This window comes from Nostoc sp., assembly GCF_036919575.1.
Classification (GTDB): Bacteria; Cyanobacteriota; Cyanobacteriia; order Cyanobacteriales; family Nostocaceae; genus Nostoc.
In genome coordinates, this window is record NZ_JBALBY010000092.1 from 168,577 (window position 1) to 191,187 (window position 22,611).

The 22,611-nt window shown below is 41.1% G+C and carries 20 protein-coding genes and 1 CRISPR repeat array; of the genes, 15 read left to right on the forward strand and 5 right to left on the reverse strand.

Annotated features, from left to right (window positions below):
• The first annotated feature begins 27 nt into the window (after positions 1 to 27).
• From V7K27_RS23720 to V7K27_RS23760, 9 genes are all read left to right on the forward strand, one after another.
• The gene (locus V7K27_RS23720) at positions 28 to 222 is read left to right on the forward strand and encodes a nucleotidyltransferase domain-containing protein (RefSeq protein ID WP_334950571.1); all 195 of its coding nucleotides are present in this window, start codon (positions 28 to 30) and stop codon (positions 220 to 222) included.
• Entirely contained in the window at positions 215 to 3,571 is a 3,357-nt protein-coding gene (gene cas10d / locus V7K27_RS23725) for a type I-D CRISPR-associated protein Cas10d/Csc3 (protein ID WP_334950572.1), read from the forward strand. Before V7K27_RS23720 ends, cas10d begins: the two co-directional genes overlap by 8 nt.
• A 168-nt stretch (positions 3,572 to 3,739) precedes the next feature.
• Positions 3,740 to 4,750 carry a type I-D CRISPR-associated protein Cas7/Csc2 gene (cas7d, locus tag V7K27_RS23730; protein ID WP_334950573.1) on the forward strand — a complete coding sequence of 337 codons (1,011 nt, stop codon included), beginning with the start codon at positions 3,740 to 3,742 and terminating at the stop codon, positions 4,748 to 4,750.
• 5 nt (positions 4,751 to 4,755) lie between these two features.
• Positions 4,756 to 5,475 (forward strand): type I-D CRISPR-associated protein Cas5/Csc1, encoded by a 720-nt coding sequence (cas5d, locus tag V7K27_RS23735; RefSeq protein ID WP_334950574.1) that lies wholly within the window; start codon positions 4,756 to 4,758, stop codon positions 5,473 to 5,475.
• A 50-nt stretch (positions 5,476 to 5,525) separates the two neighbouring features.
• On the forward strand, positions 5,526 to 6,344 hold the full coding sequence (gene cas6 / locus V7K27_RS23740) for a CRISPR-associated endoribonuclease Cas6 (RefSeq protein ID WP_334950575.1): 819 nt from the start codon (positions 5,526 to 5,528) through the stop codon (positions 6,342 to 6,344).
• Positions 6,345 to 6,373: 29 nt separating this feature from the next.
• Entirely contained in the window at positions 6,374 to 6,967 is a 594-nt protein-coding gene (cas4, locus tag V7K27_RS23745) for a CRISPR-associated protein Cas4 (protein WP_334950577.1), read from the forward strand.
• 187 nt (positions 6,968 to 7,154) lie between these two features.
• The gene (gene cas1d, locus V7K27_RS23750; protein ID WP_334950578.1) at positions 7,155 to 8,159 is read left to right on the forward strand and encodes a type I-D CRISPR-associated endonuclease Cas1d; all 1,005 of its coding nucleotides are present in this window, start codon (positions 7,155 to 7,157) and stop codon (positions 8,157 to 8,159) included.
• Positions 8,160 to 8,181: 22 nt separating this feature from the next.
• Positions 8,182 to 8,469 (forward strand): CRISPR-associated endonuclease Cas2, encoded by a 288-nt coding sequence (gene cas2, locus V7K27_RS23755; RefSeq protein WP_292771772.1) that lies wholly within the window; start codon positions 8,182 to 8,184, stop codon positions 8,467 to 8,469.
• A 211-nt stretch (positions 8,470 to 8,680) separates the two neighbouring features.
• A CRISPR array of direct repeats spans positions 8,681 to 10,603; the repeat unit is 37 nt; unit sequence GTTGAAATTTCATTAACTCCCTATTAGGGATTGAAAC.
• 11 nt (positions 10,604 to 10,614) lie between these two features.
• Complete coding sequence (locus tag V7K27_RS23760) at positions 10,615 to 10,773, forward strand: hypothetical protein (protein WP_334950579.1); 159 nt, start codon at positions 10,615 to 10,617, stop codon at positions 10,771 to 10,773.
• Between the two features lie 813 nt (positions 10,774 to 11,586).
• Here the strand turns inward: V7K27_RS23760 and glgB are convergent.
• Positions 11,587 to 13,878, reverse strand: a complete 2,292-nt coding sequence (glgB, locus tag V7K27_RS23765) for a 1,4-alpha-glucan branching enzyme (RefSeq protein ID WP_334950580.1) — start codon at positions 13,876 to 13,878, stop codon at positions 11,587 to 11,589.
• Between the two features lie 26 nt (positions 13,879 to 13,904).
• Here glgB and V7K27_RS23770 point away from each other — a divergent pair, with 26 nt between their 5' ends.
• Positions 13,905 to 14,069, forward strand: a complete 165-nt coding sequence (locus V7K27_RS23770) for a hypothetical protein (RefSeq protein WP_334950581.1) — start codon at positions 13,905 to 13,907, stop codon at positions 14,067 to 14,069.
• A 15-nt stretch (positions 14,070 to 14,084) separates the two neighbouring features.
• Here V7K27_RS23770 and V7K27_RS23775 read toward each other — a convergent pair whose 3' ends face one another.
• Complete coding sequence (locus tag V7K27_RS23775) at positions 14,085 to 14,417, reverse strand: hypothetical protein (protein WP_334950582.1); 333 nt, start codon at positions 14,415 to 14,417, stop codon at positions 14,085 to 14,087.
• Between the two features lie 26 nt (positions 14,418 to 14,443).
• Here V7K27_RS23775 and V7K27_RS23780 point away from each other — a divergent pair, with 26 nt between their 5' ends.
• The gene (locus tag V7K27_RS23780; protein ID WP_334950583.1) at positions 14,444 to 14,581 is read left to right on the forward strand and encodes a hypothetical protein; all 138 of its coding nucleotides are present in this window, start codon (positions 14,444 to 14,446) and stop codon (positions 14,579 to 14,581) included.
• 410 nt (positions 14,582 to 14,991) lie between these two features.
• On the opposite strand, the gene V7K27_RS23785 is transcribed toward V7K27_RS23780, so the two are convergent.
• A complete protein-coding gene (locus V7K27_RS23785; protein ID WP_334950585.1) occupies positions 14,992 to 15,219 on the reverse strand; it encodes a hypothetical protein in 228 nt (75 codons plus the stop codon).
• A gap of 111 nt (positions 15,220 to 15,330) precedes the next feature.
• The gene (locus tag V7K27_RS23790) at positions 15,331 to 16,578 is read right to left on the reverse strand and encodes an RNA-guided endonuclease InsQ/TnpB family protein (protein WP_334950586.1); all 1,248 of its coding nucleotides are present in this window, start codon (positions 16,576 to 16,578) and stop codon (positions 15,331 to 15,333) included.
• Between the two features lie 519 nt (positions 16,579 to 17,097).
• On the opposite strand from V7K27_RS23790, the gene V7K27_RS23795 reads away from it, so the two are divergent.
• On the forward strand, positions 17,098 to 17,778 hold the full coding sequence (locus V7K27_RS23795; protein ID WP_334950587.1) for a hypothetical protein: 681 nt from the start codon (positions 17,098 to 17,100) through the stop codon (positions 17,776 to 17,778).
• Positions 17,779 to 17,874: 96 nt separating this feature from the next.
• Complete coding sequence (locus tag V7K27_RS23800) at positions 17,875 to 19,713, forward strand: peptidoglycan D,D-transpeptidase FtsI family protein (RefSeq protein WP_334950588.1); 1,839 nt, start codon at positions 17,875 to 17,877, stop codon at positions 19,711 to 19,713.
• 180 nt (positions 19,714 to 19,893) lie between these two features.
• Here V7K27_RS23800 and V7K27_RS23805 read toward each other — a convergent pair whose 3' ends face one another.
• Complete coding sequence (locus V7K27_RS23805; protein WP_334950589.1) at positions 19,894 to 20,106, reverse strand: hypothetical protein; 213 nt, start codon at positions 20,104 to 20,106, stop codon at positions 19,894 to 19,896.
• A gap of 248 nt (positions 20,107 to 20,354) precedes the next feature.
• On the opposite strand from V7K27_RS23805, the gene V7K27_RS23810 reads away from it, so the two are divergent.
• Positions 20,355 to 21,209: an HIT domain-containing protein gene (locus V7K27_RS23810; protein WP_334950590.1), complete on the forward strand. Its 855-nt coding sequence runs from the start codon at positions 20,355 to 20,357 to the stop codon at positions 21,207 to 21,209.
• Positions 21,210 to 21,720: 511 nt separating this feature from the next.
• Positions 21,721 to 22,005: a peptidase gene (locus V7K27_RS23815; protein WP_334950592.1), complete on the forward strand. Its 285-nt coding sequence runs from the start codon at positions 21,721 to 21,723 to the stop codon at positions 22,003 to 22,005.
• Positions 22,006 to 22,611: the final 606 nt, after the last annotated feature.

Here is a 22,611-nt window from a genome sequence, read left to right on the forward strand (position 1 = left end):
TTATTTATCCGCATGGAGAATCATCAAATGCAAAACAACACACCGACAATTGCAGAGTTGCAAGAACTTTCCTTACAAATCCCGGAAAAAATACCTTATTTAAAAATGTTAATCCTGTTTGGTTCTAGAGCTACTGGTAACACACACGCAAATAGTGACTGGGATTTTGCAGTTTTGTATGATCAAGAACAACGTGAGGCTTATGTAAAAGATAATGACTAAAAAAACAAAAAAAATAGAAGAAAATAAACAACTGTCTTTGTTTGAAAATGATTTGAACAATGAGCAGTCGGAGGAATTAGAAGATGATTTCTTAAATCAAGATTTTGGATTTGATGGTGATTCCTCAGACCGGACTATTGAAACTGAAGGTGAATTATTAACACTCAAGCTATTACGAGAAGCAATTCAGTCTCAAAATCCTGATGATAAAGTAATGGCAGACTTTGCCGAGTATGTTTTACCAAATCTTTTGCGGATAGCCATTGGTGTAACGGCGAAAGGTGGTAAGTTTTTTGATGAAATTGACCAACAGCGAGAAGCTGAAGGAAAAACTAAAGTCAGACGAGATAATGCTGCTGACCAATCACTGAATACTCACTTACTCAATGGTTTATTCCCCGCTAATTTAATTGAGAAACGTTTAGAAAAACTCAATACCACAGTGCAGCGAGTGGTGAAAGAGCGAGAGCGTAGATTAGTAATTGCTGGCTTTATTTTACATGATTTTGAAAAGTTTCCTGATGTCCCTGAAAACTGCCGCAAGTTGCCGTTAGCAGAACATCGTGAAATTATTAATAAAAAAGTTCATCAGTTAGGACTAGATAACTTTATAAATCCAGAAAATCCTGAAGCTTATCGAGAGTATTTAGATGATTTATTATGCATGGCTTACAATGCTCAACGTCGCTGGGATACTAACTGGAATTTTTCTGAATTCGGCTTGAATCCTATTCTCAAAGACCGCACTCTCCGCAGTTTATCTGATTTAACTTGTTTGGCTGATTCTCTCGCCTCAATTGTTAAACATCCCCAGGATGCAGAACACACTAGACTCAAAGAAATCATCCACAGCCTCAGTGATGGGCAATTGAAATTTACCTATCACAGCATTGCTGAGAATCGTGGTGTTTTAACTAATGTGGTGAATAATGCTTTAATTCAGGCTCATACAAGTCTCAATACTGATGAGGATACATATTATGAACCTTTATTATATTTGCCAACGGGCGTGATTTATTTAGCTTCGCGCAATGCTCCAGCTATCTCGCCGGAAGATTTACCACACCGTGTAGTTAACAGTATTAAATCACTTTGTGCAGGTCAATTACGCCTCAGACAAACAGGATTTGGTAGAGATGGCAAAGGCATGAAATATGCCGAATATTACAACTTATTTTTTGACGATATAGGCTTGATGAAAGTAGCTTTAGATGCTACATTACGCATCTTAAACCCTAATAAAGGCTCTGTCGCTAAAAGTCGCAGCGAAAATCTGAATAAGTTTCAGCAACAAAATGTTTTATCTGCTGATTATGACTTTAAATTTGAAGACGATATCCGTATTGACCAAATAGCAGAATTTGGTGATTTAGTTAGCCGGAAAATTTGGGAAGAGACAGTTAATCGCGTTGATTCTGCTCGTAAGAAAGATAAAAAGCTGCCAGCAGTTCCCGATTTTGATTTAACTCACAAAGTTGCAGAGTTTTGGAATTTAGCAGAATATTTACCCCAAATTAGAGAAATTCAACGCATTAATGAAAGTCTCAAAGAAAATAAGTTAAAGGGAAATACCGGAGGAGTACCTTATGAATGGTATTATCTGGCGGCTAAATATTTAGAACATCATCCAGGAATTGAAGATGTACGCGAAACTTGTCAGCAAGTCATTGGCTATTTGACAACGTTAATTTCTCCGATAATTTCTCAGTATAAATTGCCTGATGGTTGGGATGATTTAAGGCTTTGGGTAAAACGAGTGGTGATGTTACCAGGCACTAATCAAGAGGCATCTGTTAAAACTCAAGTTGAAACATTTCTAAATGAGTTAGATAATTACAATGCTGCGAAAAAAGCAGGGCGAGGGAAACAATTAATCTGCTCAATTTCTCATTCTGCTTACACGGTTACTGAGCAAATGGAATCAGCAGTTTTATTTACGCCTCAAGTTTATACAAACAAGCAAATGTTAGGAGGTTCTAACGCTAAACGCAATATCTCCAGTATTGCAGGTGTGGAGATGATGCTGAGGCAAATCTTGATGAATCAAACTCAAGCTGTAGGTAAGCGATTTGAAGATGGTAAATATCGCTATCTCTATTTTTATCCTACTTATTACTTTACTCCAGAGACTAACAAGTTTTTGCAGAAAGCATACAATGGTATTGCTCAAACTCGCTTTGATACCAGCGTTCGCAATCATTTTATTAGTAAGGATTTACAGGCGAACTTGGGGCGCGATCGCTACCAAAGTGTAGATAGTTTCTTAATTGATGAAAACCTACAGCGTGACAAGGATCGCACCTTTAAACTTTCCTATCCCGAAGACCAGCCTTTAACATTTTACTTCATGGCACTCCCGCCAGGAAGAGACAGCACTGATACCGAATCTTGGGTAATGCCAACTTGGTTAGCGTTTGCTTTCCCCATGATTTTAGATGTTAAAACTGTGGTTTCAGAGTCGCCGATTCCACCCTTTAATGATGGGGCTGAGTTTGAGGAAAGCGTTTTCCTTGACAGTGCGCCTCATGCTTTCCGTGCTTTGGTAAGGCGCGATCGCTTCCGTCTTGACTACATCCTCGAAGGTTGGAACGAAAACGGCATCCAATACCCAGCACCTTTAAATGTCCTTACTGCCGCTTATGCCATTCATTTAGATGTGAATGCACGACAGGGTAAGTCTGGTTACGATGCTAATTGGGGGAGATTTACAGAACTGGCTAAAGATTTTGAAACCAGTCCCCTGTATGTCTTTTCTTACCTCAATCGTTGGGTGCGTAACCAGAGTTCGGAAACAGCGCGAATTGAAAAAATCCGGCTTTATGCCTATCATTTTTATCCTTGTTTTGACCCTTATGTGAAATATGACACTAATATGGAGCAATTAATTGTGGCAGAAGTATCAAGTCTGAATCACCCTAAGAAATTAACAGATTTATACCGCAGATTTTACCGAGCTAATAAGCGTTATAATCCCAAATCTAATGCTGTGTTGAAACCAGTTGATATTGCGGCTGAAACTATACTCAAAGCTGAGTCAAGTGTGTTTCAGGGAGAAACATTAGTTGCGGCTGTTGCAGCAGAAGTTTTTAAACTCATGGATCGTGTTCATTCTTCTACTGCTGAAGGACGCTGGATTATGAGCAAACGAGAAGAAGAACGGCAAGCTGTTCTAGATTTTGCCAAGTATTTTGTAGTGGAGGTATTTGATAAATCATTTGCGGGCGATCGCGCTCGTTTAGCTGGCCGTCAACTCAACTTAATTCGAGATACCTGTGAATTTCTTTATCGCCTGGAAGATGACAAAGAAAATGCCGGAAAATCTAAAGCTGAAAATGATGAAAATGAATAATCAAATTAGAGCCAGGGCGACTAGAAGTCGCGGCTATACAAACAAAGTCCGCCTACGCGGACTAATAAAAAAATGGATGTTTTTAACCCACGCAAGTGGGTTTAGCCTGTGTAGATGCGGTTTCTAACCGCCGATTTAACTTAAATAACCTCATTTTAGAGATAAATCATGGCAATTTTAAAAACTGTTGAATCCAAATTCTTTCAAGCTGAGATTCCTTATAAACCAATGGGTAAATATGTCCACTTTCTCACTGTTCGCGTTACTGAATCTTATCCACTATTCCAGACAGATGCAGAACTGAATAAAGCACGGGTAAGAGCAGGAGTTAAAGACAAAACCACAATTAGCCGTTTGTCAATGTTCAAGCGCAAACAATCTACTCCAGAGCGTTTAGTTGGTCGAGAATTACTGCGTAACTATGGATTAATGACGGCTGAAGAATGCGAGTATAACGTGAATTTTGCAATGGATAATCCTGATTGCATCATTTACGGATTTGCTATTGGTGATTCTGGTTCAGAAAAATCTAAAGTTGTGGTAGACACAGCATTTTCAATCACAGCTTTTGATCAATCACACGAAACATTCACACTAAATGCTCCTTATGAAAATGGCACGATGGCTTCTAAGGGTGAAAATGGTTCTAAACCTGGTGAAGTTACAAGTCGAATTAACCAACAAGACCACATTAGACCCCAAGTTTTCTTTCCTAGTATTGTCACGTTAAAAGACCCCACTGAGGCTAGCTTCCTTTACGTTTTTAATAATATTCTGCGAACTCGTCATTATGGAGCGCAAACCACCCGTACAGGTCGGGTTAGAAATGAGTTAATTGGTGTTGTATTTGCAGACGGAGAAATCACCAGCAACCTGCGCTGGACTCAGGCAATATATGACCAAATGAAATCTAATAACACCCTAAATGCTCCCGATCCGCTAGATGAAGATGATGTAATTACTGCTGCTAAAAATACTATTGAGGCATTAATGGTTGATGAGTTTATTGTGCATACTGACTTAATAGGTGATGCTTTTGTACCCCTTTTGAATGAAGTAAAGACTCTCACAGGTAGTGAAACAGGAATAAAGTCAATTCTCCAAAAAGCTGATGTAGAAGCTAAAGAATACGCCAAAAAACACATCAGTAAAAAGAAAACTGCTGCTAAGTTAGGATAATAGCTATGTTAATAATTTATTGCTGTCAATTAGAACTTCATGACAGTCTATATTACGCAACTCGTGAAATTGGACGACTCTACGAAACAGAACCAGTGATTCATAACTATGCACTCTGCTACGCATTAGGGTTAGTCGATAGCAAAATTTACTCTACTACCGTCGTTGAAAAACATTCTTATCGTTACTTTTGTCCTGAACAAGTTCCTAAATACGAGGAACATTTAACACCCCTAAATGAACAGGGGATTTATCTAACACCCTCTTTTGCAGTTAACTATACTGCTACTCTCAATACATGGAAGTATGCGAATAACAACTACCATGTTGAGATGGAAAAAACACAAAAAAATATTCCAAGTTTTGGTAGAGCAAAAGAAATTGCACCAGAAAGCAGATTTGAGTTTTTTGTAATTTCACAAAAGCAATTGAAGCTACCAAAATGGATTCGATTGGGTAAATGGATGAGTAAATGTGAACTCACAATTCAAGAGGTTAGCAACATTAAATTAAAAACAGGTGACTTCACTTTTCCTCACCTATTGAATCCTTTAGATGTGATGTTTACCCATCAAGTTGTTAGCTATGATGTGGTAAATATGCCCCCAGTAAGTCTGATTCAAAATGTCAGCATTTGCCAAGGGCAATATTACGAATTCGATAATCCCAATAAAACTGAAAAATTGCGTTTACCTGCAAAAATGCAGTATCGATTTAAAGCTTAATTTCAAGTGGTGGGCATTGCCCACCTTACATCTACCATTCTAAATTACTCATGCCTCATAGTCTTGTCCTTAACCTCATTCCCCAATCTCCCATTTATCCAGAATTTTTAACTGGGAGACATCTGCACGCCCTATTTCTGACTCTTGTCAGTTTTGTCGATAAATCCTTGGGAAACTATCTGCACTCCTCCAACGCAGATAAAGCTTTTACTCTTTCACCTCTACAAATACAACGACAACACAAACAACATCATCAGTCTTTCCAATTTAGCCATCAAAAACTCATCCCGACTGGTACTTGCTGCTGGTGGCGTATTTCCCTACTGGATGATACTTTATTTCAAAAATTAACTCCATTGTGGCTAAATTTAAACCCCAATCATCCTTGGCATTTAGGTTCTGCTGACTTATATATTGCCAGTATTCAAGGTACGCCTCAATCAATCCAACCTTGGGCAAATGCTTGCAGCTATACACAATTGTATGAGCAAGCTAGTGATAGCGATCGCACCCTCAATTTTACCTTTGCTACACCTGTATCATTCCGTCAAGGTGGATATGATACTGTTCTACCTATCAAAGAATGTGTTTTCAATAGCCTCCTTAGTCGTTGGAACAAATATAGTGGGATAGAAATTTCTAGTATTCCCATTGAATCAATTTATCCAAGTGCTTTTAACATTAATACTGAAGTTGTCAGCAATTATGAAAGTAAGTTCATAGGTTGTGTTGGTGGAATAAGTTATCGAATTTTGGGTGATATTGAATCAACAAGTATCAAGCAAATTAATGCTTTAGCTGACTTTGCATTATATGCAGGATTGGGGCGTAAAACAACAATGGGTATGGGAATAGTACGCCGTGTGTAAATATTTCATTGACATTTAAATTGAAACCTATGAATGAGAGTGATTATATTCCGATTGCTGCTTTAAATCAGTATAGCTATTGTTCACATCGCTGCTGGCGAATGTTTTGTGCAGGAGAATTTACTGATAATCAATACACAATTGAAGGTACAAGTTTACATGAGCGAGTTCATACAGTTGGTGAAGCACAACGTGAAGATACTTGGCAAATACGAGCAATTTGGCTGAAGTCTGAAAAATACAAGCTCATAGGCAAATCAGATTTAATTGAATCAGAAAACGGTGAATTTTATCCAATAGAGTACAAACGAGGACGTAAGGGCGAGTGGGATAACGATGAATTACAAGTCTGCGCTCAAGCCTTCTGTTTAGAAGAAATGACAGGTAAACCCATCAGTAATGGTTACATCTACTATGCACACTCTCACCAACGCCAACTAGTCGAGATTTCAGAACAATTGCGTCAAAGTGCGATCGCTACTATTGAAGCTGTGCAAACACTGTTATTTACAGGTGCAATGCCCAAAGCTATCAAAAGCAAACGGTGTGATGGATGTAGTTTATATTCTCACTGTCTACCGCAAGCTGTAGAAAAAGTAGGACGCTATCAAGAAGGTAGCTAATTAGAAGTTTTTGATAACTAAGAATTGATTTGGGATGTAATACGGTTCGGATAAGGTTTTTTAATGACACGTCCGAGATCGCAAAGACGCGATAAATCGCCGTCTTTACAATAATCAGTCCTTTGTAGAGACGGCGATTTATCGCGTCTCTTCCCTTAACCAAACCGCATTAATTTGGGATGTAATTATGGGTACAGTATACGTCACTCAAGAAGATGCTTTTATCGGTAAAGTCGATGAACGACTCCACGTCAAATTTGATAAAAAGACGATTTTAGATGTCCCGTTAATAAAGGTGGATGGTGTTGTAATTTTAGGACGTGCAACTGTTTCACCAGCCGCCATATTTGAACTACTACAGAGGCATATACCTGTTACATTTCTCACAGAAACTGGTCGTTATTTGGGAAGGATAGAACCAGAAGTCACCAAAAATATCTTTGTACGTAAGGCTCAATGGCAAGCAATAGGTGAGTCATCCCAAGCAATTCATGTAGTACAAGGGTTTGTCCGTGGGAAGCTGAAAAACTACCGTAATTTCCTCATCCGTCGCCAACGTGAAAGCCCAGGCTTGGATTTATCTGTGAATGTAACACGTTTAGAGCAAGCGATCGCACCAATCGAGACTACTAAAAATATTAATTCACTACGTGGGTTAGAAGGTGCCGGAAGTGCTGCTTATTTCGGTTGCTTTGACCAATTAATTCGGACTACAGAATTTAGTTTTAATAAACGTGTCCGTCGTCCTCCAACTGATCCTGTTAATTCTTTACTCAGCTTTGGCTATTCATTATTGCGCCATGACATTCAAGGTGCAGTCAACATTGCTGGATTTGATCCATATTTAGGATATCTACATTGCGAACGCTATGGTAGACCGTCATTAGCATTAGACTTAATGGAAGAATTTCGCCCCTTAATAGTAGATGCAGTAGTATTATCTACATTGAATAAGCAATTGTTGACAAAAGCAGATTTTCTCACAGAACCGTTGAGTGGCGCAGTTTCTTTAACCCCAGAAGGGCGAAAAAGATTTTTGCAACAATACGCGCAAAAGAAACAATCCGAGTTTAAACATCCTGTATTAGGACGCAAATGTAGTTACCAAGAAGCATTTGAACTACAGGCGCGATTATTAGCAAAATATTTGATGGGTGAAACCGAAAAATATCCACCATTGGTTTTGAAATAGAAACTGGAGAATAAAAGTAGCGATGAATGTGATTGTGTCCTATGATATTTCCGAAGATAAACGCCGCACTAAAATTCACAAAGTCCTTAAGTCCTATGGACAGTGGGTACAGTATAGTGTGTTTGAATGCTACCTAACCGATACTCAGTACGCCAAATTGCGATCGCGCTTGAACAAGTTAATCAAGCCTGAAAGCGATAGTATCCTCTTTTACTTCCTATGTGCCTGCTGTGTGAGTAAAGTTGAACGGATTGGTGGGGAAAAAATTCGTGATGACACTATTTTTTTTGCTGAATGCGCGGATGGGTAGATGTTTAAAACGAGATTGGTGAAAGGGTACTTCAAATCCCACTGGTGCAAGAGTTTTGGGGGAAATAGTGACTAAAGTACCCGCGCACCTTACACAGACTAGGTTTTAGTTATTTTCCTAAAAATTAATGTCAATTCTCCATGCTATGATTAGCTCATTCGCGCTACAGAACCTTGAAAACCCAATACAGACTATATTTTAGGCAGTCACAGTTGAAATTTCATTAACTCCCTATTAGGGATTGAAACCTTAATATCTTAATTACACTTTCCAGAATAGCTAAGGTTGAAATTTCATTAACTCCCTATTAGGGATTGAAACACCAAGTTTTAGCTTGACTCTGAATAAGCCAAGCTGTTGAAATTTCATTAACTCCCTATTAGGGATTGAAACATTGCAGCTATTAAGTTTGTAATACAGCCAAGTTGTTGAAATTTCATTAACTCCCTATTAGGGATTGAAACTAGTGGGCGGCTCCTCCTGGCCTTGATATTTTTTGTTGAAATTTCATTAACTCCCTATTAGGGATTGAAACCGCTGCTCTAAACCAATAGACACGTTTCCAAAATAATGTTGAAATTTCATTAACTCCCTATTAGGGATTGAAACTCATAATCGTTTTCCTCATTCACTATATTTATAGTATGTTGAAATTTCATTAACTCCCTATTAGGGATTGAAACCAAAGTAAGGCTACTGGTGAAGCTGAGGAATATTTTGGTTGAAATTTCATTAACTCCCTATTAGGGATTGAAACTCCACCTGCAACGCCGTCGCCGCATCCTCTGGTGTTGAAATTTCATTAACTCCCTATTAGGGATTGAAACCACTCGGATTAGAGCTTTCAGCTACTAGCCAAATGTTGAAATTTCATTAACTCCCTATTAGGGATTGAAACCGCCAAAAAAAACCAGCAACAAACTGCGAAGCATCAATATAGGTTGAAATTTCATTAACTCCCTATTAGGGATTGAAACATCCGTAACCATGATTGATAGCTATCAGAAGTTAGTTGAAATTTCATTAACTCCCTATTAGGGATTGAAACTTTATATCAACTATTGGATAGCGACGGCCTATTATGTTGAAATTTCATTAACTCCCTATTAGGGATTGAAACACGGTACGAGAGTTTATTGAATTTTTGAAAAGCAGTTGAAATTTCATTAACTCCCTATTAGGGATTGAAACTCGTTGCCGTATGCCTGTTAAGCCTATGGGCTGGTTGAAATTTCATTAACTCCCTATTAGGGATTGAAACAAAGGGCGACAAGGGTGATAAAGGCGACAAAGGTGTTGAAATTTCATTAACTCCCTATTAGGGATTGAAACACGAAATTGGCACTGAAAGGAAGTGGAATATATGCAGTTGAAATTTCATTAACTCCCTATTAGGGATTGAAACAATTTCATCGCGGCATCTACCTGGAGCTTGATCACGTTGAAATTTCATTAACTCCCTATTAGGGATTGAAACGGGAACAGACGAAGCTACAGCCCAGGCAATCTTGGCAGAGTTGAAATTTCATTAACTCCCTATTAGGGATTGAAACGGGGGGATGGGGGATTTGTGCGATCGGGCTAAGGTTGAAATTTCATTAACTCCCTATTAGGGATTGAAACAGAAAATCGCCTACAATTGAGAAGTATTTCATAATAGTTGAAATTTCATTAACTCCCTATTAGGGATTGAAACCCGTATGAAAAAACATTCTGGAGCCGCACTTACAGGAAGTTGAAATTTCATTAACTCCCTATTAGGGATTGAAACTCAGAGATGCAACACAACTCGAACTCCTTTCTATGGAGTTGAAATTTCATTAACTCCCTATTAGGGATTGAAACATAAATATTAACTACGAAGAAATACTAATCTTTTAGGTTGAAATTTCATTAACTCCCTATTAGGGATTGAAACAACTTGTTGGGTGTATTCCCGCTTGGACTGTTCAGTTGAAATTTCATTAACTCCCTATTAGGGATTGAAACAGACATAGTTTCTGCTTAATAGTTAAGTTTTCTAAGTTGAAATTTCATTAACTCCCTATTAGGGATTGAAACGACTCGGATGGCACCGAGTAAGGTGGAAACAACAATGTTGAAATTTCATTAACTCCCTATTAGGGATTGAAACAAGTATTATTTGTGCCTCATTCCTGTCACTTTACCGACATGATGGCAGTAAATGCACCTCAAAGGTTGATTACTTCGTTATGTAGAAAATGCGATCGCGGAAAATCTATGAAAGAATGGAAGCAGTTGATGGCAGTAAGTAGAAAAATGGAAGCACAATCGTGGCAGTAAGTATGTGCCGCTATTAAAAATCAAGAAAACCTTATTTATCGAACAGAATTCAGGAGTCAGGAGTCAGAATTCATGTTAGGTATTCTGACCGAAAAAGCGGATGAATAACTGGGTTTAAGACCCCCACCAAATCATACATTTGGTGGTCTTAAATCAGTCGCGGGTCTGAATCCCCGACTGAAAGATTGGTTAATTCTGAATTCTGGATTCTGCATTCTTCTTCAAGAATGGTTGTTAGGTTTACTGCATTGGTGAGAGGTTAAGACAAAATCATTTTGTCAATTAGTAATCATGCTGAAAGATGGGTAAAGTATTGAGTATAAGATTAATTTTTGTACTGAATTCTGAGGCAAAAACGAATCATGCTTTTAAACCCGGATTTCTCACCACATCTCTCAAAGCCTGCGCTTGTGCAGGTTCGCTAGGGGGAGCAGAGGAGAAGTTTTTGTACAAGTTCTTTCCCCTCTGCCCCTTCTTCTCCTCAAGCTTGTGATAAATGCGGGATTAACGAGTCTTTGAGGATTACCAACAAATAAATTATCTAATCTTGTGGGGTGGACATCTTGTCCGCCCTTGGTTATGGACGAGCTAGATGCGATACGTGTTAACTTAACGTAAAAGCTAGTCTAGAAGCAGCATTTAGAGATTGTCTCGTTCCCAGTCGGAGACTGGGAATGCATAATGGGGGGCTGCCCCCTCAAGATTTGCGGCAGAGCCGCAATGAGGTGCATTTCCAGCAAGAAGCTGGAAACGAGGTTTTAAAAGGGTTTTGGCTTAGGTTGACACCAATGGCTAGACGCCCACCCCAAATTATTACCCAATTACCTCAGCAGTCTTCTTCTTATCCAACTTGAGAATCAACACACCCAAAGGTGGCAAACACAAATCCAGCGAATAGGGACGACTGTGCAAAGACCAATCATCTGTCCACTTACCACCTAAGTTGCCCATATTGCTGCCGCCATACTGACGCGCATCACTATTGAACAACTCAGTATAAAATCCCTTTTGCGGTACACCGATGCGGTAGTGAGAATGGGGTTGCGGTGTAAAATTGCAAACGACGATCGCAAAATCATCAGTATCCTTGTCACGCCGGATGAAGGAAACTACACTATGGCGGTTATCGCTACAGTCAATCCACTCAAACCCAGGTTCAGCAAAATCCTGGGTGTACAAAACTGGTTCAGAACGGTAGAGATGGTTCAAATCGTGGAAAAACGTTTTTAACCGTTGGTGGGCTTCATGCTGCAATAAATGCCACTCCAAATCTGCCCAAGCATTCCACTCACTCCACTGCCCAAACTCCATGCTCATAAACATGGTTTTCTTACCTGGGTGAGCAAACATATAGCTAAATAAACAACGCACATTCGCTAACTTCTGCCATGTATCCCCCGGCATTTTACCAATGATATTGCTCTTGCCATGTACCACTTCATCGTGGGACAGAGCCAGCATGAAGTTCTCACTGTGGTTGTACCACATACTAAAGGTAATATTGTTTTGGTGGAACTGGCGGAACCAAGGGTCCATGCTGAAGTAATCCAGCATATCGTGCATCCACCCCATATCCCACTTCAAGTTAAAGCCCAGTCCGCCTGTGTAGGTCGGCCAAGATACCATTGGCCAGGAAGTAGATTCTTCAGCAATTGAGAGAATACCGGGGAAATAGCTAAAGATAATGTGATTTACCTGACGCAGAAAATCTGCTGCTTCTAGGTTTTCTCTGCCGCCGTACTTGTTGGGCAGCCATTCTCCAGGTTCGCGGCAATAATCGTTATAGAGCATCGAGGCAACAGCATCAACACGAATCCCGTCAATGTGGTACTTGTCGAACCAGAAAAGGGCATTTGCTGCTAAAAAATTACTGACTTCATGGCGACCGTAGTTGAACACCAAAGTACCCCATCCTTTGTGTTCGCCCTTGCGGGGGTCAGAGTGTTCGTAGAGGTGGCTACCATCAAAGAAAGCTAAACCGTGTCCATCTTTGGGGAAATGACCAGGAACCCAATCTACAATTACCCCTAGATCATTTTGGTGACATTTGTCAACAAAATACATGAAATCTTCAGGGCTGCCAAAACGAGAGGTGGGGGCATAGTACCCAGTTACTTGATAACCCCAAGAACCATCAAAGGGATGCTCCGCAATGGGTAGCAATTCTAGATGAGTGTATCCCAATTCTTTGACATAGGGAATGAGTCGGTCAGCCAGTTCCCGGTAAGTAAGGAAGCGTGCGCCCGGCTTCAGTTCAGAAACGATAACTACAGGTTCCGTTTCACCATTGGGGAGTATCGCTGGTTGGGCACTCGAAGCGTGTAACCAAGAGCCTAAATGCACTTCGTAGACTGAGACTGGCTGAGTGAGGGGATCAGTGCGACGCCGCTTTGCCATCCAGTCTTCATCACTCCAACTGTAAGCATTTAAATCAGTGACAATGGATGCCGTTTTCGGGCGGGGTTCCTGCTGGAAACCGTAGGGATCGGATTTTTCGTAAATGTGTCCTTCAAAATTTTTGATTTCATATTTGTAATGTTCTCCCACACCGATTTCAGGAATAAACAATTCCCAAACCCCGGTGGGGCCTTTACGCATCTGGTTTTTACGCCCATCCCAGAGGTTGAAATCTCCCAACAATGAAACATTCCGGGCGTTGGGTGCCCAAACAGCAAAATAAACGCCTTTAACGCCGTCTATTTCCGTGGGGTGCGCTCCCAGTTTTTCATATATCCGGTGATGGTTGCCTTCACTAAACAAATGCAAGTCAAAGTCTGTCAAGTTGGGAGAACGGAAAGCGTAAGGGTCATAAGTGACACGCTCATGTTCACCCTCTTTAATCCGTAACTGGTAGTTTGCCAGTTCTGCGGTTTCAATGGTGCATTCAAAAAAGTGGGGATGATGCACTGTTTGCATGGGGTATTCCTTGCGTTGTTCAGGAATAACTACCCATGCGGCACTTGCATTTGGTAGGTAGGCCCGCACAGCCCAGACAGTTTTGCCGTCTTGTTCTAGGGGATGAGAACCTAGTATTTCAAAGGGATCGTTATGCTGATTCCAAACGATGCTGTTAACCTGTTCAGGGGCGATCGTGGTCATGGACATGAAGCTACCTAAGTGAAATAACGTGATTGACTAAATCTACTTTTTTAATATCTGTATATATTCTTTACATTTACTTGCACTATTGTCGTCACCGTTATCCTACCTCAGAATTGGGCATTGGGCATTGGGCATGGGGCATGGGGCATTGGGCATGGGGCATTGGGCATTGGGGAAAAGCTGTTGACTTTTGACCCTTGAGTAATTTGTCAAAACTTTAAAAATGGGAAAAACTGAAATAACGTTTTACGTAAGCGAAGCAAGAAAATCTGTTCTCGAATTTTGGGGTCTAGTTTTGGTGGCGGGACTTCTTGCAGCTGGGCTTGTAATTGGACGTATTCAGCAGCAGTTAGGAGTCTTCCATCAATAGGCGATCGCGCTTCTATGATTATCTTAGTGCGTAATATTTCTTCTGGTATATCCTCTGGTGGCGGTAATGCTATTACCACTGATCCCCAATAGCTACTTAACACAACCAACGTAGCACTAATCACGATTAAGCACAGTAATTGTATCGCCTTTCTCGCTTTAACTCTCCCCATCTTCTGAACTGCGTTCACAACGCAGGATGAAAATCTGTTTTCCCCATTCCCCACTCCCCACTCCCCACTCCCCACTCCCCACTCCCCACTCCCCACTCCCAAAGTTACAAATTTTCCCAATAAAAATCTGGCAATACCAAGGGACATTACCAGGTCTGTTCTGATATGGAATAGACTACAGGGAATGCTCAAGAGCAATTGCCAGCGTGCGATCGCAATGAATTGTTTTACCCTCTCAAAACTTAGGAGTCTAAGCCATTCCAAATACCAAATCAGGGAAGTACCTTACCCACAAAATAGCTTAGATTCACATAGCTCAACTCCCTTGGACTTGGGGAACAAGGTTCGGTCAGGCGAAAATTTCCGGCGGACACTTGGTTGAGGACGTAACCCTCATCACCAGTGTCCTCTACTTGCTGCCCTACTTAGCTGATATTTGAGCAAACTCTAGGCTCTGATACACCAATAGAAAGATGTAGGTTTTTAGGTTAACCTAATTAATTCTAGCTATGTGGTGACGAGCCTTGTTACTAAGCTGTTTTGGCCATGATTTAAACTAAAGCTGATAGATGCCTTATTTAGGAGTAGCTGCGGGAGTAGTTGCGGGAGTAGTTGCGGGAGTAGTTGCAGGAGTAGGTGCTATAGTAGCGGCGGGGCTAGACCCAGCAGGAGGTGCATCAGTTGGTTCACCTGTAGCGGCGGGAGTAGTAGTGGTACCAGCACCATCACCACCACCTTCACAGGCTCCGAGAATTGTAGCCAGACTTAACATTAGAGCCAAACCAAAGATTTTTGTTTTCATAACTCCTCTTTCACCAATTGTGGCTAGAACAATTTTTCGCCTGTTGAATACGATACCGTATTTATTGCTTTTTTTTTTAAGGCCGCGAGATTACATAGTGAACTACCCACACTAACCTGACGGTACAGTGTGGGCTTCCAGTTTCACGGAGGATTGCCGCATCTTGGATTTGCGTCCGCGAATTGGTCTTACATCCTCTCCACTGGCGTTAGCCTCCCCCGTCCCAGAGGAGGACAGCATTTCGACTGCGCTCAATGCAAGCATTCTGATACCTTCTGCTCTAATATTCATCGCTGCATTACCATCCCTTTCATGGTGAGTACTGCAACTTGGACAAGTCCAGGTTCTGACATCTAACGGCAATGCCGATATTTGGTAATGACAATTAGAGCAAAGTTTGGAACTAGGGAACCATCTGTTTATCTCCACCAACTTCCCCCCAAAGCGTTCTAATTTGTAGGATAAAAAGTTGACAAAGGTTCTCCATCCAGTATCAGATATAGCATGAGCTAGTTTGTGGTTACGAACCATGCCCAAGATGAAAAGGTTCTCGACTACTACAACTTGGTTGTTATCAACTATCTTTCTAGACAGTTTGTGTAGGTAGTCTTGGCGGACATTGCTAACCTGTTCGTATACCCTAGCGACAATCTTGTTTGCCTTTCTACGACGATTGCTACCTTTGTTTTTACGTGCAGCAATACGCTGTTTTAATCGTAATTTTTTTTCATATTTGGCTAGGTGTTTTGGGTTTGGATATTTGGATATTTTCTCGCCATCAAAGGTAATTGCAAAATCCTTGATTCCTAAATCAATCCCAATAACTTTACCATCACTATTGGTTGCTGGATAATCACCTTCATACTCCATCAGCACAGAGGCGTAGTATTTACCCGATGGACATTTACTAACGGTAACGGTTTTGATTGTTCCATCAAGCGGTCGATGTATTTTAGCTTTGACCATACCCAGTTTACCGGGAAATTTCAAAGACTGATCAATCTGCTTTACTTTCTGCGGGTACTGGATTGATTGATGGTGATGTTTCGATTTGAACCTTGGATATTTTGCTCTACCCTCAAAAAAGTTTTGATACGCACGACTAAGATTAAGGCTCACAGATTGCAATACCTGCGAATAGCACTCCCCTAACCATTCAGTTTCTTTTTCCTTTTTGAGTGCTGGCAATAAAGAATTTAGACCAGATTGAGACAAACCTTTGCCAGTTGCCTTATAGGTTTCAATGCATTGATTCAACCCATGATTCCACCACCAACGAGCGCATCCAAAATGCCGTGCTAGCACTTGAACTTGCTCACCAGTGGGGTATATCCTCACCTTTACGGCTTGCCGTCTCATCTAAACTTCTCCGAAATATCGACCTGTTACTATTATATACATATTGTAGTAACATTCTTTGGCAAATATTTTGGCAATTTCTCAACCATCTCGCTCCCGAATCAACAAAAAGGTTGATTCGGGAGCGAGATGGTTTCGTCATTGCCGCGCCTGATATCCCGCCACTGACCTGACTACAGGTTCAGTGGGGGACGAGGGCGATTTAGTTAACTCAGGAGCAAAACGGAAATAACCAAGTTTTCTAGCAAACCGAGTTATCATAGCAAAAAATTTTATTTTTTTCACGGAGTATTGCATCTTGCTGCCCCGCGTTGCCATACTTTAGGTGCGATACCTAAAAGGCAAGCTGTCCAGTTGCTAATCGCTGATTGCAAACATTGATACAGCTACCTATCAGAACAGTTAAAAGAGTGTAGTCTGTTATGTGTGCTTGTTGGACAGAAGGTGATTTTAACCTAATCAAAAAAAGACAATCAAGACAATCAATCGAAAGTACAGTATTTCCCACCTAAAAAAATTATGGTAGTTGCTCGTAAATCTGCTGTTTCTACAAGGGGTAATTGGTTCCGGCAAGATTCTATCCTTTCTTTAGGGAGGCGACGCTCTGCGCGTATGGAGTCAGCAGCACGGAGCGCTTCTACACCAGTATCCTCTCAAAAAGAACGGCGTTCCTCGAAAAATCTCGCGGTTTCTCCCACAAATGAGGCGGTTATGCCCAAATCGGTGAAAGAGTTGGGTAGACGACAAGTGCCAAATCTCAATGAGCAGTCGAGTCCGAACCAGAAGCCTTTGGGGGTAGGTTTTCTTCCCCTTCCCACAATGTCTAATTCGGGAGCGACACCTTTGTGGTTGCTGCGCTTGTACACCTTTCATCGTTATTCGACAGTTTTAGCGTTTTTGTTAGTAGCATCGACACTTGCTGTTTATGGCTGGACGGTATATTGCCAACAGCTTTGGAGTCAGTCATATCGCAGACTGCAAAGCCTTCAACGTCATGAGCGGCTGCTAATGACAACCAACGCGACGCTGACAAATAAAATGGCCCAAGAAGCAGAGCAACCAACAGCAGGGCTGGTATCGCCCACTCCTCAAGGGATGATTTTCTTGCATCCAGCATCTCATAGTCCTAAGCCAGCATCGTCTAACACAACGCCAAATTCTCAAACGCAACAGCAAACAATCTTCCCACTGGGATACTAATTCTAATTCGTAATTCGTAATTCGTAATTCGTAATTCGGGAAGTCAGATTTATAGCAATTTTTAGGCAATTAAACCATACTGTAGGGCGAACAAATGTGCAGAAGTCACCAAGCAGAACCAAATCCAGAAAATTTCGGAATCCAGCACTCACAAGGCGACAAAAAGATTATAAACGAGGGCTTTTGGCAAAATTAGCCTCTAATATCCAAGAGCAAACATTCAACACCAAGTCCCGACTGTTCATAGTATGGGGCGTATTAATGGCATCAGGGTTGGGGTTGGGTATCAAATTGTATAACCTCCAAATTGTCAAGGGGCCAAAGTTAACTGAGCAGGCACGAAACCAGCAAATGGTGAATTTGCGACCTTTTATGCCCCGTCGCCCGGTGGTAGATCGCAATACTAATCTATTGGCGATTGACCGTCCTGTATATACTTTGTACGCTCATCCCAAGCTGTTTGATAAGTCTAATGAAGATATGGCAGGGCGACTTGCCCCAATTTTGGCAAAAGATCCTGCGGAATTGGTGAAAACTTTTCAAGGCAAAAGAAGCGGAATTATACTTGCCCCAGCCCTACCGGAAGAAATTATCGATCGCATCATCTCTTTGCGCTTAAATGGCTTGGAGTGGATTCAAAAATACTCCCGATATTACCCCTCAGATGATTTGGTTGCTGATGTGGTGGGCTATGTGAATGTTGACCGCCGTGGTCAAGCTGGTGTGGAATATTCTCAAGAGAAGTTGCTAGAACGTCCTGTGCAAACGATGCGGCTCAGTCGGTCGGGTAATGGCGACCTGATGCCGGATCATGCCCCTGAAGGTTTTTTACATTTTGATGATTTGCAACTGCAACTCACTATCGATAGCCGTCTGCAACGAATTGCTCGGACTGCGCTCAAACAACAGATGCAGAAGTTTGACGCCAAACGTGGAGCGGTAATTGTGATGGATGCGTTGGATGGTTCCTTACTCGCCCTCGTTTCTGAACCTACCTATAATCCTAATGAATACGCTAAGGCTAATATTTCGTTATTTAAAAACTGGACGGTGGCGGATCTTTATGAACCGGGATCGACTTTTAAACCTTTGAATGTGGCGATCGCTCTGGAAAATGGCGTCGTCAAACCAGATGATATGTTTAATGACTCCGGCTCTATTCAAGTAGCTAATTACACTATTAAAAATGCTGAGAACAATGGTTACGGGCGGATCAACATCGCTCAAATTCTCCAACATTCTAGCAACATTGGTATGGTGCAAATTATCCAACGCTTAAAGCCTTCAATCTACTACAACTGGCTAGAACGCTTGGGGCTAGGACAAAAAGTTGATACAGATTTACCTTTTGAAGTTGGCGGTCGGCTCAAAAGTCAAGAAGAATTTATCGCTTCGCCAATTGAAGCCGCTACTACTTCCTTTGGGCAAGGCTTTTCTATGACACCGTTACAGCTAGTGCAAATGCACGGTGCTTTAGCCAATGGCGGTAAGTTGGTCACACCCCATATAGTTCGGGGGCTGATTGATAGCAAAGGGCAAATGCATGATTCACCCACTCTCACCATCCCCCGCCAAATTTTCTCAGCCGCAACAACTCAAAAGGTTGTGGAAATGATGGAAACTGTTGTTACTGAAGGTACCGGCAAGGTGGCACAAATTCCGGGATATCGCATTGCTGGTAAAACTGGTACAGCCCAAAAAGCTAGTCCCTCTGGCGGCTACATCAAGGGTGCGAGAATGACCAGCTTTGTGGCTATTTTGCCCGTGGAATCTCCTCGTTATGTAGTGTTTGCGCTAGTGGATGAGCCAAAAGGAGAAAGTGCCTATGGTGCTACTGTCGCCGCGCCAATTGTGAAATCGGTGATCGAAGCACTGATTCCTCTTGAGGAGATTCCGCCAAGTAAGGCGATGGAGCCACAGACGCAAGCGCCGTAAGGGAGACATCAATTCAAAATTCAAAATTCAAGAAAAAGACTAGGGGGGAGAGCGATCATTGGTGTCAACTTAAGTCAACTTAGAGCCAGGGCGAATGGAATAGAGCCTCCGGCACGCTGAGGCGAACGCGGCTACACAAACAAAGTCCACCTCCGTGGACTAATACAAAATCAAGGATTCTTAACCCACGTTCGCCCTTGGCGTTCCGCAGGAAAGGTGGGTTAAGCCTCGTGTAGACGCGGTTTCTAACCGCCCTTTTAACGTTAAGTTGACACGCATGGAGAGCGATCGCCCCTCATCTTGAATCAAAGCCATTTTCACATGAGCGCGATCGCCTTTACAAATCATGCAAAAACCCAATTGCGATCCGACAACGTAACAGAGCGATCGCACTCAACCACCTAAAACAAAACCCCGTGCTACGCGAGGTGCTACGGGGTGAGAATTGGGAAAAAGCTACAATGCTTCGATCGCTGCACCTCACACATACCGCCAACGTGCTGATATATTAGCTAGGTGTTGAACCTGATGCGTCACCGAACAGCCCGCACTTCGGCGCAGGCTCAGTGACCATCGTAGACATCGCATAACCTCAAGGAATGCTGGGAATAATAAGTTTGGGACATCAGCACCAAAATTCCATGAAACAGCAAAAAAATCAGTTCAGCCATCTCACTGCGATCGCAAGAAATTATCTATCATTTCCGGCACAGTTTTTATTAAATCAAAATCTTCTACAAGGCAAAATACTAGACTTTGGTTGTGGCTTTGGTAATGATGTAAAAATATTGCGCCAAAAAGGTTGTGATATTACAGGCTATGATCCTTCTTATTTTCCAGAATATCCCGATCATAAATTCGATACAATAATTTGCTTTTATGTTTTAAATGTTTTATTTACTGAAGAACAAACTAATGTTCTTATGGAAGTATCACACTTGTTAAAACCAGGTGGTAAAGCTTATTATGCTGTAAGAAGGGATATCAAAAAAGAAGGTTTTCGAGAACATTATGTCCATAAAAAACCTACCTATCAGTGTATTGTCAAACTTCCATTCACTTCAGTTTGTTTAGATGAACATCGGGAATTATATGAGTATGTTCACTATAATCATCAGCGAAATTCATCTAATTATTGTATATTCTGTAATCCCCATAAAAATCTCAAACTATTAACTGAATCCGCAACTGCTTATGCTATGTTTGATGGCTATCCTATAAGTAAAGGACATATTTTAGTTATTCCCAAACGTCATGTTAGCAGTTATTTTGAATTACCATTCAAAGAGCAATCTGCTTGCTGGTTTATGGTGAACAAAGTACAAGAAATTCTCAAAGCAGAATTTGAACCTGATGGTTTTAATATAGGAATGAATATCAACCGAGCCGCCGGTCAAAATATTCTGCACGCCAGTATTCATATCATCCCTCGTTACAAAGGTGATACTGTCTCTACTAAAAGTGGAATCAGAAACGTTATTCCTAAAAGGCAATAGTTTTTAATTACGAATTATTTTAACGTTAATTGTGATCCAGAGTAATTTAAGTACAGGGCTATTTCGTTCTAGACAGAAACCGCCCAGAACTGAAGTTCTTTGGCTTTTAGCTAAAGTCCGTTTTAACGGACTATAACCTTTTCTTAGTCGTCTTTAGACGAATGAGTGCTATTAGACTCAGAATTCATTCTGAGGCTGACTAGATGAGAATGAAATAGCCCTGAATTTAAGTTGGAAGGCACAATTAAATATAAGATAAAACCTCACCCTCAATCCCTCTCCTTGGTAAGGAGAGGGAAGCCGGAGGCAGAGTGAGATTTTATATTTAATTTGACCCACTTGCTTAGATGCATTTGCCCTGAAGAACAGAATCTCTAAAAACTCCTCACATCAATTTCTTACTTCGAGTCTTGTCTGACAAAACTCGATTTTTCTTTTTCTAATTTGCATTTCCGGTGATATTGAGGCTACATTGTATTGGAAAAAAGTTTCTACTGACCGGAGAACTACTATGAAACGTTCATTTCGTAAGTATCATCGTATTCTTGGCATCATCGTATCTCTGCCACTTATTTTAACCGTACTGACTGGGATGTTAACAACGGTTGTCCGCGAGTGGTCTATTAGTATAGGAGTTCCAGCTAGCTTCCTCTTAGGTATCCATACAGGCGAAATCCTTCATCTTGAAGGAATCTACCCAATTTTGAACGGATTAGGACTTCTGGGATTGTTGGCAACAGGATTAAGTATGTCTGGTTTATTTGGCAAAAAGACTCGGCAAAACCCCAAGAATTAAATAATTCGTAATTCGTAATTCGTAATTCGTAATTCGTAATTAAGTTTTGTAACGGCGATTTAGACCCGCCACAAAACTTGCCGCTTAATAGTTGCTCTTTACTTAAACTCACGAAACTCGTTAAACTAAGAAGCTAATGACAAAAGTACCTAAAAGCAGCAGTTGTACTCTAATATGGCTGATTTCCCCAAAACTTAAAGGATATTTGACCGTGCCAATTTTAGATTTTAAATTTTGGATTTTGGATTATTTCTTTGGTACAAGCCTCGCATATTGTGGGCGGAACAAATCTAAAATCGCTTTCTCTTAAATCCCCAAGCTGCAACCCAAGAGTGGGTACAGTCAATTCTTTAATCGCTTTCTCTTAAATCCAAAATTGATTGACTTACCAGAATTAGCACGATTTCTCCGGTAGCGATGTCTACAACGGGCTGTGACCCTCGGTCGCGTAGGTATCGCAGCGCAGACAAGACTCGCGTCACAATCCGATTATCTTGATGATATATTTAGCGACAGGGTAGTGCAAACAGCCACTCATGTTCAAATAGTTAGGAGGCAGTATCCACCAAAAGCAACTCATGCTTCGATACCATCAGCACGCAGCGT